Origin of the sequence: Streptomyces sp. NBC_01320 (genome assembly GCF_035974375.1) — a bacterium.
In the GTDB taxonomy this organism is placed as follows: Bacteria; Actinomycetota; Actinomycetes; order Streptomycetales; family Streptomycetaceae; genus Streptomyces; species Streptomyces yanii.
On record NZ_CP108390.1, the window covers coordinates 11,360,860 to 11,375,842 of the forward strand.

The 14,983-nt window shown below is 69.1% G+C and carries 14 protein-coding genes and 2 pseudogenes; 8 read left to right on the forward strand and 8 right to left on the reverse strand.

All coding sequences use genetic code 11. The features are described 5' to 3' along the window. Positions 1-7: 7 nt before the first annotated feature. The gene (locus OG395_RS52355) at positions 8-1,162 is read right to left on the reverse strand and encodes an ABC transporter substrate-binding protein (RefSeq protein WP_327249165.1); all 1,155 of its coding nucleotides are present in this window, start codon (positions 1,160-1,162) and stop codon (positions 8-10) included. Positions 1,163-1,395: 233 nt separating this feature from the next. Here OG395_RS52355 and OG395_RS52360 point away from each other — a divergent pair, with 233 nt between their 5' ends. The 4 genes from OG395_RS52360 to OG395_RS52375 all read left to right on the forward strand — a co-directional run bounded on the left by OG395_RS52360 (position 1,396) and on the right by OG395_RS52375 (position 6,522). Continuing rightward, positions 1,396-2,226, forward strand: a complete 831-nt coding sequence (locus tag OG395_RS52360; protein WP_327249166.1) for a GntR family transcriptional regulator — start codon at positions 1,396-1,398, stop codon at positions 2,224-2,226. A gap of 556 nt (positions 2,227-2,782) precedes the next feature. Then, positions 2,783-4,843, forward strand: a complete 2,061-nt coding sequence (locus tag OG395_RS52365; RefSeq protein WP_327249167.1) for a phosphocholine-specific phospholipase C — start codon at positions 2,783-2,785, stop codon at positions 4,841-4,843. A gap of 268 nt (positions 4,844-5,111) precedes the next feature. Continuing rightward, on the forward strand, positions 5,112-5,585 hold the full coding sequence (locus OG395_RS52370) for a hypothetical protein (protein ID WP_327249168.1): 474 nt from the start codon (positions 5,112-5,114) through the stop codon (positions 5,583-5,585). Between the two features lie 559 nt (positions 5,586-6,144). Then, complete coding sequence (locus OG395_RS52375; RefSeq protein WP_327249169.1) at positions 6,145-6,522, forward strand: carboxymuconolactone decarboxylase family protein; 378 nt, start codon at positions 6,145-6,147, stop codon at positions 6,520-6,522. 238 nt (positions 6,523-6,760) lie between these two features. On the opposite strand, the gene OG395_RS52380 is transcribed toward OG395_RS52375, so the two are convergent. After that, complete coding sequence (locus OG395_RS52380) at positions 6,761-7,069, reverse strand: SDR family oxidoreductase (protein WP_327249170.1); 309 nt, start codon at positions 7,067-7,069, stop codon at positions 6,761-6,763. 325 nt (positions 7,070-7,394) lie between these two features. Here OG395_RS52380 and OG395_RS52385 point away from each other — a divergent pair, with 325 nt between their 5' ends. Further along, entirely contained in the window at positions 7,395-7,619 is a 225-nt protein-coding gene (locus OG395_RS52385) for a DUF6381 family protein (RefSeq protein ID WP_327249171.1), read from the forward strand. A 424-nt stretch (positions 7,620-8,043) separates the two neighbouring features. Further along, positions 8,044-8,403 (forward strand): annotated as a pseudogene (locus OG395_RS52390) (IS630 family transposase); the annotation flags it as partial. 30 nt (positions 8,404-8,433) lie between these two features. Here OG395_RS52390 and OG395_RS52395 read toward each other — a convergent pair. The 3 genes from OG395_RS52395 to OG395_RS52405 form a co-directional block, all read right to left on the reverse strand. Then, positions 8,434-9,975 carry a multicopper oxidase family protein gene (locus OG395_RS52395; protein ID WP_327249172.1) on the reverse strand — a complete coding sequence of 514 codons (1,542 nt, stop codon included), beginning with the start codon at positions 9,973-9,975 and terminating at the stop codon, positions 8,434-8,436. After that, on the reverse strand, positions 9,972-10,511 hold the full coding sequence (locus OG395_RS52400; protein WP_327249173.1) for a hypothetical protein: 540 nt from the start codon (positions 10,509-10,511) through the stop codon (positions 9,972-9,974). Before OG395_RS52400 ends, OG395_RS52395 begins: the two co-directional genes overlap by 4 nt. A 62-nt stretch (positions 10,512-10,573) precedes the next feature. Further along, positions 10,574-11,140 (reverse strand): tautomerase family protein, encoded by a 567-nt coding sequence (locus tag OG395_RS52405; RefSeq protein WP_327249733.1) that lies wholly within the window; start codon positions 11,138-11,140, stop codon positions 10,574-10,576. On the opposite strand from OG395_RS52405, the gene OG395_RS52410 reads away from it, so the two are divergent. Together OG395_RS52410 and OG395_RS52415 are read left to right on the forward strand one after the other, a co-directional pair. After that, positions 11,117-11,431 (forward strand): YbfB/YjiJ family MFS transporter, encoded by a 315-nt coding sequence (locus OG395_RS52410; protein WP_327249174.1) that lies wholly within the window; start codon positions 11,117-11,119, stop codon positions 11,429-11,431. The genes OG395_RS52405 and OG395_RS52410 overlap by 24 nt on opposite strands. A gap of 38 nt (positions 11,432-11,469) precedes the next feature. After that, positions 11,470-12,339: an MBL fold metallo-hydrolase gene (locus tag OG395_RS52415; RefSeq protein WP_327249175.1), complete on the forward strand. Its 870-nt coding sequence runs from the start codon at positions 11,470-11,472 to the stop codon at positions 12,337-12,339. A 280-nt stretch (positions 12,340-12,619) separates the two neighbouring features. On the opposite strand, the gene OG395_RS52420 is transcribed toward OG395_RS52415, so the two are convergent. From OG395_RS52420 to OG395_RS52430, 3 genes and pseudogenes are all read right to left on the reverse strand, one after another. Beyond that, positions 12,620-13,783, reverse strand: a complete 1,164-nt coding sequence (locus OG395_RS52420; RefSeq protein ID WP_327249288.1) for an IS701 family transposase — start codon at positions 13,781-13,783, stop codon at positions 12,620-12,622. Between the two features lie 435 nt (positions 13,784-14,218). Then, positions 14,219-14,650, reverse strand: a pseudogene (locus OG395_RS52425) (EamA family transporter); the annotation flags it as partial. A 39-nt stretch (positions 14,651-14,689) separates the two neighbouring features. Further along, complete coding sequence (locus OG395_RS52430) at positions 14,690-14,887, reverse strand: hypothetical protein (protein ID WP_327249176.1); 198 nt, start codon at positions 14,885-14,887, stop codon at positions 14,690-14,692. Between the last annotated feature and the right edge of the window lie 96 nt (positions 14,888-14,983).

Below are 14,983 nucleotides of genomic sequence, written 5' to 3' on the forward strand. Positions count from 1 at the left end.
CCGGAAGTCATCCCGAGACGGCCTTGCCCCAGCCCTGGGCGATGTCGCCCTTGGCCTTGTTCTGCTGTGCCTCGGTCGGGAACGTGACCGTTCCGGAGACTTCGGGCAGCTTGGCGGCGGCGTTCTTGTCGACCGTCCCGGCCTGCTCCATGGCGGGCATCAGTACCGGGCGGGCGTAGCCCTTGAGCCAGAGGTTCTGACCCTCGACGCTGTACAGGTACTCCTGCCAGAGGCGGGCGGCGGCGGGGTGCGGGGCGTCCTTGGTGATGGCCTGCGAGTAGTACTGCGCGTACTGGCCGTCGGACGGGACGGAGACCCTCCAGTCGATCCCCTTGCCCTTGAACTCGTCGGAGTAACCGGCGTTGAGGTAGTCCCAGTCGATGCTGATGGGCGTCTCGCCCTTCTCGACGGTTGCGGGGGTCGACTCGACCGGCGTGTAGTTGCCGTTCTTCTTCAGCTTGGCGAAGAAGTCCAGTCCCGGCTGGACCTCGTCGAGGGAACCGCCGTTCGCCAGGGCCGCCGCGTAGACGCCGCCGAACGCGGAGCCGGACTTGGTCGGGTTGCCGTTGAGCGCGACCTGGCCCTTGTACTCGGGCTTGAGGAGGTCCTTGAAGGTGGTGGGGCAGTGCTTGACGCGCTTGGCGTCGCAGCCGATGGAGACGTAGCCGCCGTAGTCGTTGTACCAGCGCGCCTGCGGGTCCTTCTGCGCGGCCGGGATGTCGTCGTACGAGGCGACCTTGTAGGGCGCGAACAGTCCCTGCTGGGCCCCGCTCAGCGCGAACGAGCTGCCCAGGTCCAACACGTCGGGGGCACGGTCCTGGCCCTTGCGCGAGGTGACCGCGTTGATCTCGTCCTGGCTGCTGCCGTCGGGGTTCTCGACCTCGATCTTGATGCCGTATTTCTTGGTGAAGCCGTCGATCAGCGCGCCATAGTTGGCCCAGTCGCGGGGCAGAGCCATCGCGTGCAGCGTGCCCTCCTTCTTCGCCGCAGCGACGAGGCCGTCCATGCCGCCGAAGTCCGTCGCGGAGGTTGCGGTGGCGGCCTTCTTGCTGTCGGGGGTGGCAGCGGACTGGCTGGTGGCTGCGCCACAGGCGCTGAGGCTGAGCGCGGCGACGGCGAGGCCGCCGGTGAGGACGGCGATCCTGGGCAGGGACACGGTCACGATCTCTCCTGAGGTGGCGCCCCGGACGGCGGTTCCCGCGGGGGCTCGACAGAGAACTTGTTTGAACAAGTCGACCTCAGTAGGCACGCCCTTCATGTCGCACCGGTGAACAGGGAGGCAAATCCGACCCCCATTCTTCTGGACACTCGCGGAGGCCTTCCGGGGGAGCGGTCCCCTTCCCGTCTCGTCTAGGCTGGTTCATCTGCACACTGCGCACAGCACGAGAGGGGACCATGGCAGCCCGACACGAGGAGATTGCTGAGGAGTTGCGCCGGGCGATCGATCGCGAGGAGTACGCGGTGGGCAGCCGGCTGCTCCCGGAGACGGAACTCGCCGCCCGCTTCGGCGTCTCGCGCGGCACCGTCCGCCAGGCCGTCGCCGCCCTGACGTCGGAGGGGCTGATCGGGTCCCGGCAGGGCGCGCGACGCGTGGTGCTCGCCAGCCGCCGCAGTCAGAGCTTCGCCGAGCTGCGCAGCTTCGCCCAGTGGGCGCGCGCGATGGGCCGTACGGCGACGGGCCGGGTGGTGTCCTCGGAGTACCGCCCCGCGACCGCCCAGGACTCGGTGCGCCTCCAGATGCCTCTGGGCGTGCCGGCGCTCCACGTCCTTCGGCTGCGCGGCCTGGACGGAGAGCCGGTGCTGCTGGAACGGACGGTGTACGCGGACTGGATCGCCCCGGCTGTGGAGCGCATCGAGGCGGACTGTCCGTCAGTGACGCAACGGCTCTTCGCGGACGCGGGGTTGGTCTTCGCGTACGGCGAGCATCTGATCGACGCGGTGGCGGCGGGCGCGCAGGACGCCGAACTGCTGGGTGTGCGCCGGACAAGTCCCCTGCTGCGGGTGCGCCGCGTCACGACCACCCGCGAGGGCCGCCCGGTCGAGTGGTCCGACGACCGGTACCGCTCCGACGCGGTGAGCTTCAGCGTCCACAACTCGATAGGCAACAACGCGCTGGCACGTCAGACGGGCCCGGGGGCGGCTTCGGTGAGTCCGGCGACGGCAGACGGTGGCAGCGGGACCGGAGCCGCACCGGATCTCGACCACCGGGCCCAGGCGTCGCCGTGACGTCCCGCCTGCCCTGAGACGCCTGGCACGCGCAAGTGCTGCCCGGATTCATGCGCCGGCGGTGCCTTCGGCGGAAGGTCTGCCGGCGTCCGCGGCCCAGCGGCCCCGGCCCGGTAGCGGCAGGAGGAAGGCTTCACGCAGAGGGACGCCAGGTGAACTCCGGCTCGTCCGTGGCCTCCTGAAGAGTGCGCACGAACTCGCAGTGTCGTGCTGCGGGCCTTCCTCCGGCCTTCGCGGCGTGCAGCCGGACACGGGTGAAGTGTGCTCCGCCCATTGGGCGCTGGTGATGAGCGCGGTATCGGCGCCCGGCAGCAGGATCGGCAGCGCGAATGCCGCGCCGAACGCCGTGGTAGGGGAGAACAGCCTTGCCCTGATGAGGTGTTCGCTGCGGTCGAGCCGGTTCATGGATTCGCTCCGCCCTGTCGCCGGTCACAGACCGGGTTGGGACAGGTTTTGCGAATGATTCGCTTCTCCGCCGCCACTTGTTTGAACAAGTTGGGCAAGGCTGGGCGCTGCACACTCTACGGCCCACGGATTTTCCGGGAGACAGCCCTTCATGAATGCCATTGACCGCAGACGGTTCATGCAACTTGCGGGCGGCACTGCAGCTCTGTCCGCTCTGTCCACCAGCATCGCTCGCGCCGCGGAGATACCCGCGCACCGCAGGACGGGCTCCATCAAGGACATCGAGCACGTCGTCGTCCTGATGCAGGAGAACCGTTCCTTCGACCACTACCTCGGCGCCCTGCGCGGTGTCCGGGGCTTCGGGGACCCGCACCCGGTCACGCTGCCGAGCGGCAAGCCGGTCTGGTACCAGTCGGACGGTACCAAGGAGATCCTGCCCTTCCACCCGGACGCCGACGATCTGGGCCTGGCCTTCCTCGAGGACCTGCCGCACGGCTGGAACGACACCCACGCCGCCTTCAACAAGGGCAAGTACGACAAATGGATCCCGGCCAAGTCCGCTACGACGATGGCGCACCTGACCCGTGAGGACATCCCGTTCCACTACGCGCTCGCCGACACCTTCACGGTCTGCGACGCCTACCACTGCTCCTTCATGGGATCCACCGACCCGAACCGCTACTACATGTGGACGGGTTACACCGGCAACGACGGCAAGGGCGGTGGCCCGGTCCTCGGCAACGACGAGGCCGGCTACTCCTGGACCACGTACCCGGAGCGCCTGGAGAACGCCGGCGTCTCCTGGAAGATCTACCAGGACATCGGCGACGGCTTGGACGCGGACGGCGGCTGGGGCTGGATCGGGGACGCCTACCGGGGCAACTACGGCGACAACTCGCTGCTGTACTTCGACCAGTACCGCAATGCCAAGCCCGGCGACCCGCTGTACGACAAGGCCCGCACCGGCACCGACGCGCGCAAGGGCGAGGGATTCTTCGACATCCTCCGTGCCGACGTGAAGGCCGGCAAGCTGCCCAAGGTTTCGTGGATCGCCGCGCCCGAGGCCTTCACCGAGCACCCGAACTGGCCCGCCAACTACGGCGCCTGGTACATCTCGCAGGTTCTGGACGCACTCACCTCCAACCCTGAGGTGTGGAGCAAGACAGCTCTGTTCATCACCTACGACGAGAACGACGGCTTCTTCGACCACGTCGTGCCGCCCTTCCCAGCCGGCTCGGCCGCGCAGGGCAAGTCCACCGTCGACGTCAGCGGCGACCTGTACGCCGGCGACAGCGGTCGCCCGGCGGGGGCGTACGGCCTCGGCCAGCGCGTCCCGATGTTCGTGGTGTCGCCGTGGAGCAAGGGCGGCTACGTCTGCTCCCAGACCTTCGACCACACCTCGATCATCCAGTTCATGGAGCGCCGCTTCGGCGTGGCGGAGCCCAACATCTCTCCCTGGCGCCGCGCGGTCTGCGGTGACCTGACCACGGCGTTCGACTTCCGGCACAAGGACAGCCGCACGCCGCACCTGCCCGACACCACCGGCTACCTGCCGCCGGACGGCGACCGGCACCCCGACTACGTACCGACGCCGCCGACGAAGGGCGCGCTGCCCCGCCAGGAGCACGGCCTGCGCCCCGCCAGGCCCATCCCGTACGACCTCGTGGCCGACGGCAAGGTCGGCACCGCAGGCTCGCTGCGGATCGAGTTCGCCTCCCACGGCAAGGCCGGCGCAGGCTTCCTGGTCACCTCGGCGACGGACGCCTCCGGCCCGTGGACGTACACCGTCGGTTCGGGGCACTCGCTCTCCGACGACTGGAATGTCTCCGCGGACTCCCACGGCGCCTACGACTTCACTGTGCACGGCCCCAACGGCTTCCTGCGCCAGTTCGCCGGCCGCGTCGCCGCCACGGGCCCCGAGGTCAGCGCCCGCCACGACGGCAACGGCGGCGCCGTGCGTATGGTCCTGACCAACGACGGCCACAGCACGGTCACGCTCACGGTCAAGGACGAGTACGGCCAGCACAAGCCGGCCACTTACCGGCTCCGCCCCGGCGCCCACGTGGTGCATGCGGCCGAGACCGAGCGCACCCATGGCTGGTACGACCTGACCGTGACCGCCGACCACGACGGCACCTTTGTGCGCCGCCTGGCCGCCCACGTGGAGAGCGGCCGCACGAGCACCAGCGACCCGGCCATCGCCACCCGCTGACCCCGCTCGCCTGTTCCGGCCGCGGCCCGGTGCCACCGGGCCGCGACCGGCGCCGTCACACCCGGCTCGACGTAGCGGGCCCGGTTTCGGGCCTCGATCCGGGCCCACATCGTCTCGACCACCTTCGCGGTCTCCATCCCACCTCTTCGGAGGGAATCCCCGCCTTCAGGCGGGGAGGGAATCCGATCCTGAGCCCTGCGGAGCGAGTGTCGCAGCATCGCCTTTCGGCTCTCGCGGAAAGGCGTGGCCGGGCCGATAATCGGGCGGCGTGATCCGCTTACACTTCACCGACGCCGACCTGCGCCGGGTCACGGTGGCCCAGGCTCCCGACGCCCTGCTGGAAACGGCGCTCAGCGTGCGTCGTCTGCGGGGCGGGACGGCCACCGGGGGCCCCACGCGCCCTGCCCTCAGCCAGTGGCACAAAGCGATGCAGGAGACCCGCCCCCGGCCCGGTGTCCTGCTCGACCTGGTTCCCCGCAACGGATTTCTGCCGGACTTCCTTCAACAGCCGACGGCCCGGGACTTCGCCACCGCACTCGACCTCGTCACCGCAACTTCCGCCGAACAACTGGCCCTGGATCTGGGCCTGGCGGACACACCCGGGTGGAACGGTTCCCTGGAGCAACCGAGCCGGCGGGTGCCGAGCTGTTCACGGTGTTCGGCCAGCAGCTTCGCGAGGGTCTCGGCAGTGGCTGTGCCGACATCGAGCACGCCGGTGCAGGTGATACCGGTCAACGCGTGAAGCCTCTCGGTGCCTGGAACTTGTTCTTCGCAGACCTGTGACTTCGGTGCTCGCCGCGCCGATGACCATGCCGGTCACGGGGCCACCGAGGACGTGCAGCAGTTCGCCCACCGCCATGGCCAGAGCGGCAATCGCCAGCGGCAGGGCCAATCCGGGAATCCCGGACGCCAGGGTCGACAGTTTTGCGGTGGCAGGCCGCGGCTGGGCATGTCGAGCGGAAGCGGCGCTGGGCTTGGAGGGGGAGTGGGGCGTCTCGGCGTCTGCGTCTTTCTGCATAAGCCTGACTGTTGCCCGTCTCCGGCCTCACCTGTAGCCCCTGAATTACGACAAGGCCGTAATCGAAGGCTATGACGGAACCTCTTTCGCGAGCCCGGACCCGAGCCGTCCCGAAGCGATAAATCACCTGTCCCCCAACGTCAAACGTAAGGACGGTTAATGGCTTAGTGTTGCGTCGGTCACTCGGAATACTGCATCGGACGTAGCCGTCTGCCTCGCGGATTGTCAGAGCGAAGGTGTTAACCCTGGACGGTCCACCTCACGGAAGGATACCCGGCACACCATGACGAATTCTTCAACAGTTGACCAGATGCGTGAGCGTGGCAGCTGGAATCCACTGTGGGACCAGTTGCACGAATGGGATCCGGTATGGACTGAGCAGTTCATGAAGACAGCTACGGCGCCCTGGGAAAACGGTATTCTCGAGCCAAAGGTCATCGAAATGCTCTGCATTGCGGTGGACGCCGCCTGCACCCATATGTATTTTCCTGGGGTCCGTCGCCACATACGAGCCGCGCTGGAGCTGGGCGTGACTCGGGACGAGATCCTCGAGGTTCTGAAGCTGACCACCGTGGTCGGTATCCACGCCTGCAACGTCGGGGTTCCGGTCCTCGCGGAAGAACTCACCGCCCAGGAGCTGCGACGCGCCGACCGTCAGTAGCATCCTGGAGACATCGCGGTAACGCCGTGCTCTGGCTCCCTGCGGCCGCGTACTGCTCAAGCCGAGGCGCGGACGAACCCACGACGATCACCGGCTATGCGTCGGCCCGGGCCGGCGCCGCGGGTAGCACGCCGGTGGACGCGCCCACCACAAGCAAACGCGACGACTGCGTAGATTCGGATGAGCGGGATAATTCCCCGTGACAGTCGCGGGGCCAGGTGTGTCATGGCTGCTCCCGTTACTCCATCGATGGACCTACATCGGGCGGGAAATCCTCGTCACGGCTAAAGGGACTTGGGCTCTGCCCCGCGACCCGGCAGGCATAGCACGACTCGGTTTCGAAATGATGCCTGGTGAGCCCGGCCTTGATGATTCCGGGCGGATCAATAACGTTGACCCGGATGCCCGGTGGGGCGAACTCACGAGCGGCAGATCGAACCAACATCTCCAGCGCCGCCTTGGTCCCGGAGTAAGCGGTGATTTCCCGCCGTGCACCGACCCGACCCCACGAGCCAGAGTGCGGCCGGCCGTCGTTACCGGCGAACACAACGGCCTGGGGGACCGTGGCCGAGCGGGCAGGATGGCGCCGGCCCCGTCACGGCGCTCGCCGCGAGCGGCAGCGCGAGGCCGGCCGCGGGGCGCCGCACGGCGGTCCGCGGCCGCGCCGTCGGGTGGGGGAGGGGCGGCCCGTGCCGGGGCGGTTCAAGTTGTACTGCTGTGGGAGGCAATGCGGGGGATGGGGTGTTGATGTGATGTGTCTTGTTGAGGTTGGTGGCCTGTGGTGATTGCGTTCGGTGATGTTCCGGGGTGCGTAGGTGGTGGAGCGCTGGTTGGCTGCGTGGTGTCCCACCCTTCCTCTCCCAGGAGTGATGATGAGTGTTGCAGGTGAGTCCGCCAGTCGCGCGCAGCAGTTGCAGGACAGGGTTCGTGAGCTGAATGAGCGCGCTGAGCGGACGAGTGATCCCAAGGAGCGCCGCAGGTTGCATGACGAGGCGCGGCGTATGCAGGAGCAGTCATTGAAGGAGGGCGGGGGTGCGGGCGGGGACGGGCCGGGTCGCGGTGCCGGCGGCCGGCAGGGCGAGTTCCCGTCCCGGTGACGTAGCATTCGTGTCCAGCGGTACTGATGGCCTTTCCCCGCGCTGCGGGGGGAGGCTGTCCGTGTTTTGTGGCGGTCTTGGGTGTCTGGCAGGGACTGCGGGGCCGGTGCCGTGGTGACAGTTGTCGGCGGCCGTGTGAGAGTGCGCGGCACGGTGCGCGGCTGTGTGTTCACCGAGCGGGTGCCGCCGGTCTCGTTGGATCACGTGCCGGCGCATGGGGAATGAGCGCCGTCGGCAGCTCGGCGGACAACGCGCTCGCCGAGTCCTTCGAGTTGCCCGTCGGCGAGCTTTGCGACCTGATGGACGTGGTTGAGCGCGACCTCGTCAACTTTCTCGCAATGGCAGCCGACTGGGGCTCCAGGTACCTGCCCGACCAGTCTGCCCCCGTCACTGCCGTCCTCGCCCGCGTTCTTGATCTATCGGGGCCCGACGGGGACACCCCGACCGGCTGCCGGATCGGGACGACCGCCCGTGGAGTGTCAACCGACGCAAGAAGGGCGCTGCGAACACGCTGGCCACGCTGAAGTCGATCTTCACCCCGACCTACGCCGCGTGGGCGGGCCCGATCGAGGCGCACTTCTGCCCGCTGGGGCAGTTCACCATCGCCAGTCCGAACTACCCCAACCACACCGTGCAGATCCGGGCCCTGCCACGCCTGCCCCCGCTGGCGCAACGCCCACGCACGCCACCGCGTGTCCTGGCCGCCGAACGAAGACACCGCGCCCGCATCCGAAGCGAAAAGGGCATCCGCTGGGGCGGACGCCCACCCGCAGTCGCGGCCTGAAGAACCCGGCGAACCTAATCGGTCAAAACACTAGAGGACTTCGAAGTTGGCCATCATCGCCATGTCCTCGTGCTCCAGGTTGTGGCAGTGGAAGACGAAACGTCCCCGGTAGCCGGCGAATCTGGTGATGATGGCGACCGCCTCGCCCGGGCTCAGGTCGATGGTGTCCTTCCAGCCCGCGTCGTAGGGGCCGGGGGCCTCGTCGTTGCGGGAGAGTACCTGGAAGTGCGCCAGGTGAAGGTGGACCGGGTGGTGGAAGTCGCTGGTGAACCTCCAGACCTCCAGCGCGCCCAGCCGGGGGGTGGCGTCGGCCCGCATCGGGTCGAAGGGCCGGCCGTTGATCGTCCAGCCCTCGTCGCCCTGGTCGCGGAAGGCGAAGGTACGGGTCGCCGTCGCGCGCGCCGGGTCCAGACGCTCGATGCGCGACAGCCGCGCGGGCACGGTGCTGTCGTCGGTGGCGCGCCGGGCGATCCGGAAGCGCATGACCGCGGCGGTGGTGCCGCTGCCGAGCCGGTTGGCCAGGGTGACCTCCTCGCCGACCCGGTAGCGGGAGAAGTCGACGACGACGTCGAAGCGTTCCGCGGGCGCCAGTACGATCGCGTCGTGCGCTCTCGGGGCCTCCAGCAGGCCGCCGTCGGAGCCGATCTGCACCAGAGCGCCGCCGCCCGCGGGCTGGGGGTCCAGCTCCAGCTGGTAGCGGCGTGCGTTGGAGGCATTGAGGATGCGCAGCCGGTAGCGGGCGGCGTCGACTTCCAGGACGGGCCACGGCGCACCGTTGACCAGGATCACGTCGCCCAGAACCCCTTCGACGTAGTCCGGCTGCACGCCCGGGGTGTGCAGCAGGGTCGGGTCGGTCGCGGGGTAGCGGAAGGAGCCGTCGGCGTCGAAGGCCCGGTCGGTGATCATGAGAGGGATGTCCCGGTCCCCGCGCGGCAGGGGCAGGGCCTCCTCCTCGTCGTCGTGTACGAGATGAAATCCGGCCAGTCCGCGCCAGACGGACGCGCCGGTGAAGTCCATGCGGTGGTCGTGATACCAGAGCGTGGCGGCCCGCTGCTGGAGGGGGTACTCGTAGACGCGTGAGCCGTGGGCCAGGCTGGCCCGGTGGTCGTGGTGCGGGAGCGGGCCGGTGAACCCGTCCGGCACGATCAGGTCGGTGGGGTAGCCGTCGCTGGCCGACGGGGTGCGGCCTCCGTGCAGGTGCACGACGGTGGGCACAGGAAGCGCGTTGCGGTGACGGACGACGGTCCGCCGGCCGCTGCGGGAGACGAGGGTGGGCCCGGGGAAGATCCCCTCGTACCCCCAGATCGCGGTGGTGTGGCCGGGCAGGATCTCCTGGGTGGCGGCCTTCTGCGTCACCTCGTAGTAGTCGGTGGTGGCGTCCTGACGCGGGGTCAGCACCGGCGGTACCGGCAGCGGCACCCGGTACGGGGCGGGCAGCTGCAACAGGCTGCGCAGCAGTTCCCCGGTCTGGACACCGGCGGCCAGCCGCGGGATCTGTGTGCCCACCGCCGCCAGGGCGGCCGCCCCGCCCAGGGCGCCGAGGAGGCGGCGGCGCGGTATCGCCGACCTCACGAGACCTCCTGCGCGGGCCGCGACGCCTCCGGGGACGTGCCGGGCCGCGGCCCCCTCCCGGACACTGACCCGGCGTCACCGGGCGCGGCCGGGACGGGACCCGGGGGCAGGGGGCGCCACACCTGGACCAGGAGCAGCAGCCCGGCGGCAATGAGCGTCACGCCCAGCGGGACGTGCACCCCCAGGGCCCGCTGGTAGCCGAGGACGGCCTGCCCGGCCTCGGCCACGAGCAGCACTGCGCTGACCGCGGCCGGCCAGCCCGGGCCGCGGCCCGGGCGCCAGTACAGCACCGCCACCACGACCTGCACGAGGCCGACGGCGACGATGACGTTGGCGTTGACCGCGTGCGCGGTGAGCATGTCGTAGTCGCCGGACAGGAACCGCCCGGCGAGGACGGCCTGGGTGAACAGGGTCGCGGCGTGCACCGTCGTCACCGCGCGCAGTACGCTGCGGGCCCGCGCGAGGTGCTGTCGCGGGTCTGGCGAATCGCGCGTGCCGGAGCCGCCCGGCTCGGCGGAGGCCAACGACTCCTGCATGGATGTCTCCCCTGGGCAGTGGATGATCAGCACGCAACCGTAGTCCGCCCTCTCATGCGCGTCTACGCCTGGACACAGGGGGCCGAGCCGCCCGCTCCGCAGACCGGGCCCCTACGGGGGCATCGCGGCGGGCGGCACAGCGACGCTGCCGACTCGTCGGCCAGCTTGCGCTCACGGAGGTTTCGGCAGGAGCCGCAGCGGATTGCCGCTTCGCGATCACGCAACGGCGAGCGAAACACGATGTTCGCGGACGTGGTGGTGCACACCGGGATACGGCTGGGAGAGGCATCGTCGCTGCTGGTGCCGGAAATCCCGCCGTTGGTATCGGGACGGCGGCTGACCGAGGACGTACATCTGTCGAAGGCGGTCACCAAGCGGAACAAGGCCCGTACGGTGGCTGCGGACCCTGCGGTCGCTGCACCACCACATCGAGATCGAACGCTACGAGCTGGCGACGCGTCAGCTCGCGGCCGGGGACTATGCCGGGGCTGATGACGTGGTGCTGGTGACGCGGGCTCGGTCGTGCGTCCCGCCTGGGTGAAGATCTGGATCAGCACGAGCCGGTCGGTGCGTGCGAAGCCGAGGCCGGCGTCGAGGGCGATGACATGGTCGGCGTCGTGCTCGGTGATGAGCTGGAATCTGTCCCGCTCGAGATACCCAGCACGTCCACCAGCGCGCGGTGCGTCGCGTCGGCGATCGCCCTCAGCTCGTCCACGGCGAACTTCATTGGCTACCTCGCAGGCGCCCTGGTCAGCATCGCCACCCCCGCCGTCGTACGGTCGGCCGCGGCACTGCGGTGTTCGCTCGTCGTGCTGGTGCTGGTGCTGGTGCTGACGCTGGCGCTCATGCCGGTCACGCACGACGGCGCCGCCTGGTTCGGCTTGCGTCTCACGGCCGGTGCCGCCAGCGCGCTGGTCTGAGTCACCACCCGCGTGGAAGGCATGGCAGGATCGCGGCCATGTCCCTCAGCGTTCCCCACCTCTGGATCGGCTCGACCGAGATCATCGCCCTCGCCGACGGCGAGGGCCCGTTCTTCTCCCCGCGCGCCGAGGCATTCCCCGAAGCCACGGCCGCTCAGTGGGCCGAGGCCGACCGCTACGACCCGGGCGCGGTCGACGCCGAGGGCCGCTGGCGGCTCCAGTTCCGCGCGTACGCAATCCGCGGCGACAAGGGCCTCACCGTCGTGGACGCCGGGATCGGTCCGGCGGACAGCCCGGCCGGCTCGTGGGCGCCCGTACCCGGTGCGCTCCCCGAGTCGCTCGCCGCCGCGGGCATAGACCCAGCCGAAGTCGACACCGTGGTGCTCACACATCTGCACACCGACCACGTCGGGTGGGCGGTCGTGACCGAGGCGGCCGTCCCATCAGCGGGCGGCGCGGTGGACGGTAACGCTTCGACCGGCGGTGCGACCAGCGGCCGCCGCCCTTATTTCCCGAACGCCGAATACCTGCTCCAGCAGGCCGAGTTCGACGCCCTCGACGCGCTCAACCCGCAACTTCGCGAGACCCTCACCGCCCCGCTCGCGGCTGCCGGTCGGCTCCGGCTCCTCGACGGGGACACGCCGCTGCGCGCCGGGCGCGCGGTCGCCACGCCCGGTCATACGCCCGGACACCAGAGCGTGCTGGTCGCCGACGGGCGCGAGCTGGCGCTCGTCACCGGCGACCTCCTGGTGCACGCGCTCCAACTGCTCCACCCCGAGCTCGCCTACGCGCACGAGGCCGACCCTGAGGCGGCCAGGCACTCAAGGAAGCGCATGCTCGGCCGCGAAACCGCCACCACGCTGCACCTGGCGACGCCGCATTTGACGGAGCCGTTCCTCTCGGCGTGATCGCGGCCGTTCGGCGCGGGTCAGGCCGCGAGGGCAAGCAGACGCTCCAATTTCTCGGCGGTCTTGTCGCCGACGGGACTGAAGACCGTGAGGCGGCAGCCGCCTCCGGACTGGAGCTACATCCGGTCTGCGTCTTAGTACTGCAACCGCATGTGGGGGTCATGGCCTCGGCGTTGGTAGTGGCAGCGGCGGGCTCGGGCTTGGCTGCGGCGTCGGAAGTGTGACCAGTGCAGACGGTGCTCGTTGGAATGGCAGTGGGGCGTGATGACGACGTGCCCGATCAGTCGGCGGATCTCCGGGACGCTGAGGGGTATGAGGTCTTGCTCGTCGTTTCCGCTGCCCCTTTTGCGGCTTCTGCGGCGCGGATGGCGGTCAGGTAGGCGAGGGCGGCCATTGCCAGGGTGATGTGCCGGTACCAGGCCCGGTAGAGACGGACCTGGTAGTGGTCCAGGCCGCATTCGCCCTTGGCGATCTGGAAGCATTCCTCCACCTGCCAACGTGCGCCAGCGGTCCTGACCAGGTCTTTCAGCCGGGAGGTGACGGGGCCGTAGCAGACGTAGTAGGCGATCTCGGTGGGGTCGCTGATGCTGCGGCGGGCCAGGACCCAGTGCCCGAAGCCGTCCTCCCATGCCGGGCGGATTGCGATCCGGGCCCAGTCGTAGAACCGCTGGCCGTGCGCGCCCGCACCAGCGGAGATCCGTTTCCATGCCTGCCGGGGCACGGCGGTGACCAGGTCGCGGACCTCGGCGTCCGTGCCGCCGGTGGTGGGCACGGTGTCGTTGACCTTGGTGGCCAGGACGTAGGCGACGTGTCGTTCCTCCAGCCAGGCCCGCATGTGTTTGACCTGGCCGTATGCCTCATCCGCGGTGACCCAGGCGAAAGGGACGCGTGCGTCGATCGCGCGTTGCAGCATCCACTTGAAGTGCTCGATCTTCGTGGCGAAGGGCACCTCGTCACCGATCCCGGCCGCCCGGCACCGTTCCCTGTCATCCGTCCAGGAGACAGGGATATACAGCTCGCGGTCGATCAAGGCCCGGCCTGCGGCGGAGGCGTAGGCCAGGAACGTGCCGATCTGGCAGTTCTCCGTGCGCCCGGCCGTTCCGGAGTACTGCCGCTGGACCCCGGCCGACTTGATGCCCTTCTTCAGGAAGCCGGTGTCGTCCCCGATCAGTACCGCGTCCTTGCTGCCGATCGTCTCGACGATGAAGTCGCGCACATCGTCGCGGACCGCGTGCTCGTCCCAGTCGGCGAAGTTCAGCAGCCGCTGGAAACCGTCCGGGCGACGCTGGCCGGCCTGCTCAGCCAGCGTCCACCCATTCTTCCTTTCCAGCGGCGCGAGCAACGTGGACAGGTAGTCCAACGCCCGCTCACGTGGCTCCGACCGGCCAAAACGTCCCGCAAACCGGGCATGAAGCCCGGCTATCCCATCGGACCAGTCCTCGATCTGCGCGACCGTCAGCGATTCATCACACAGTCAGCCCAACGACCAAAACGACGACCCGTCACGCCACATGCGGTTGCAGTATTAGGGATATCCCGTGAGTTCCCCTGAGCTCCGCCGAGGCCTCGAGCGGGTGGCCAGGGGGTTCTTCATCGTGCAGGTCCTCCGCTGGTTTGTGAGGCAACTTCGGGATTCGTGAAGCGTTCTCGGTCTGTCTGACGGATCGGAGGTCTGGCCGAAGGTGGGGAAGCGCGGGTCGTCGGCATTGGCGGTGGTCCGGGATCTGCGTCACTACCGGGATCTCGGGCTCGGTGGAGGTGCTGGAGCATTCGAGACCGATGCGCTGGCCACTGCACCCTCGACCAGCACCACGCGCATCAGGCTGGCCATGCCGCTCTGCGGCGGGCGCAGGAGGAGCCAAGTGAGCATTGGGCTCGGTCAACAGTCCTGTTGTGTGGCGCAGTTGGTTTCTCGTCGGCCGAGGCAGCTGGTTCGGCTGGCAGATGTGTCGCGACGGGAGTCTGCTCCGGTTGCCCGGGACCGGATGCAGGCGGCGGCCGTGACGGCGATGGGTTGCCCGAGCACGATCCCGAGCAGGACAAGGATCAGTCCGCATATCTGCTGCAGAGTGAGGGTCTCTTTGGCGATGACGGTGCCGAGCAGCACGCCGGTGACCGGGTTCAGGAGTCCGACCAGGCCGACGGTGGCTGCCGACAGATGACGCAGGCCGGCAAACCAGGCAACGAAGGCGACCGCGGTCGCGACGACGGTGACGTAGGCGAATCCGAGGACCGCGCCCGCATTGAGGGCGGGCGGTGCTCCTTCGCGGACGACGGCCAACGGCAGCACGACCAGGCCTCCGGCAATGAGCTGCCACGATGTCTAGGCGAGGACGTCGACCTCGGTGCTTCACCGCTTCGCGAGCACGTAGCCGAAGGAGGACGTCACCATCGCTGTGGCCGATGCGAGGACGCCGAGTGCGTTCAGGGTCACGGTGCCGGTGAGCAGCATCAGGCATACGCCTGCGATACCGATGCCGCCGCCCAGCAGCGGGAGGCCGCGGGGGCGTTCCGCGATCACGGCCCAGGCGAGCAGCATCAAGACCACCGGTGAGGCCACCATCCCTGATCTTCGCGGGGAATTCCGACCTTCAGGACGGGTGGGAATGCGACCCTTGGCTCGGAGGCGCGGAGTGCCGGAGTG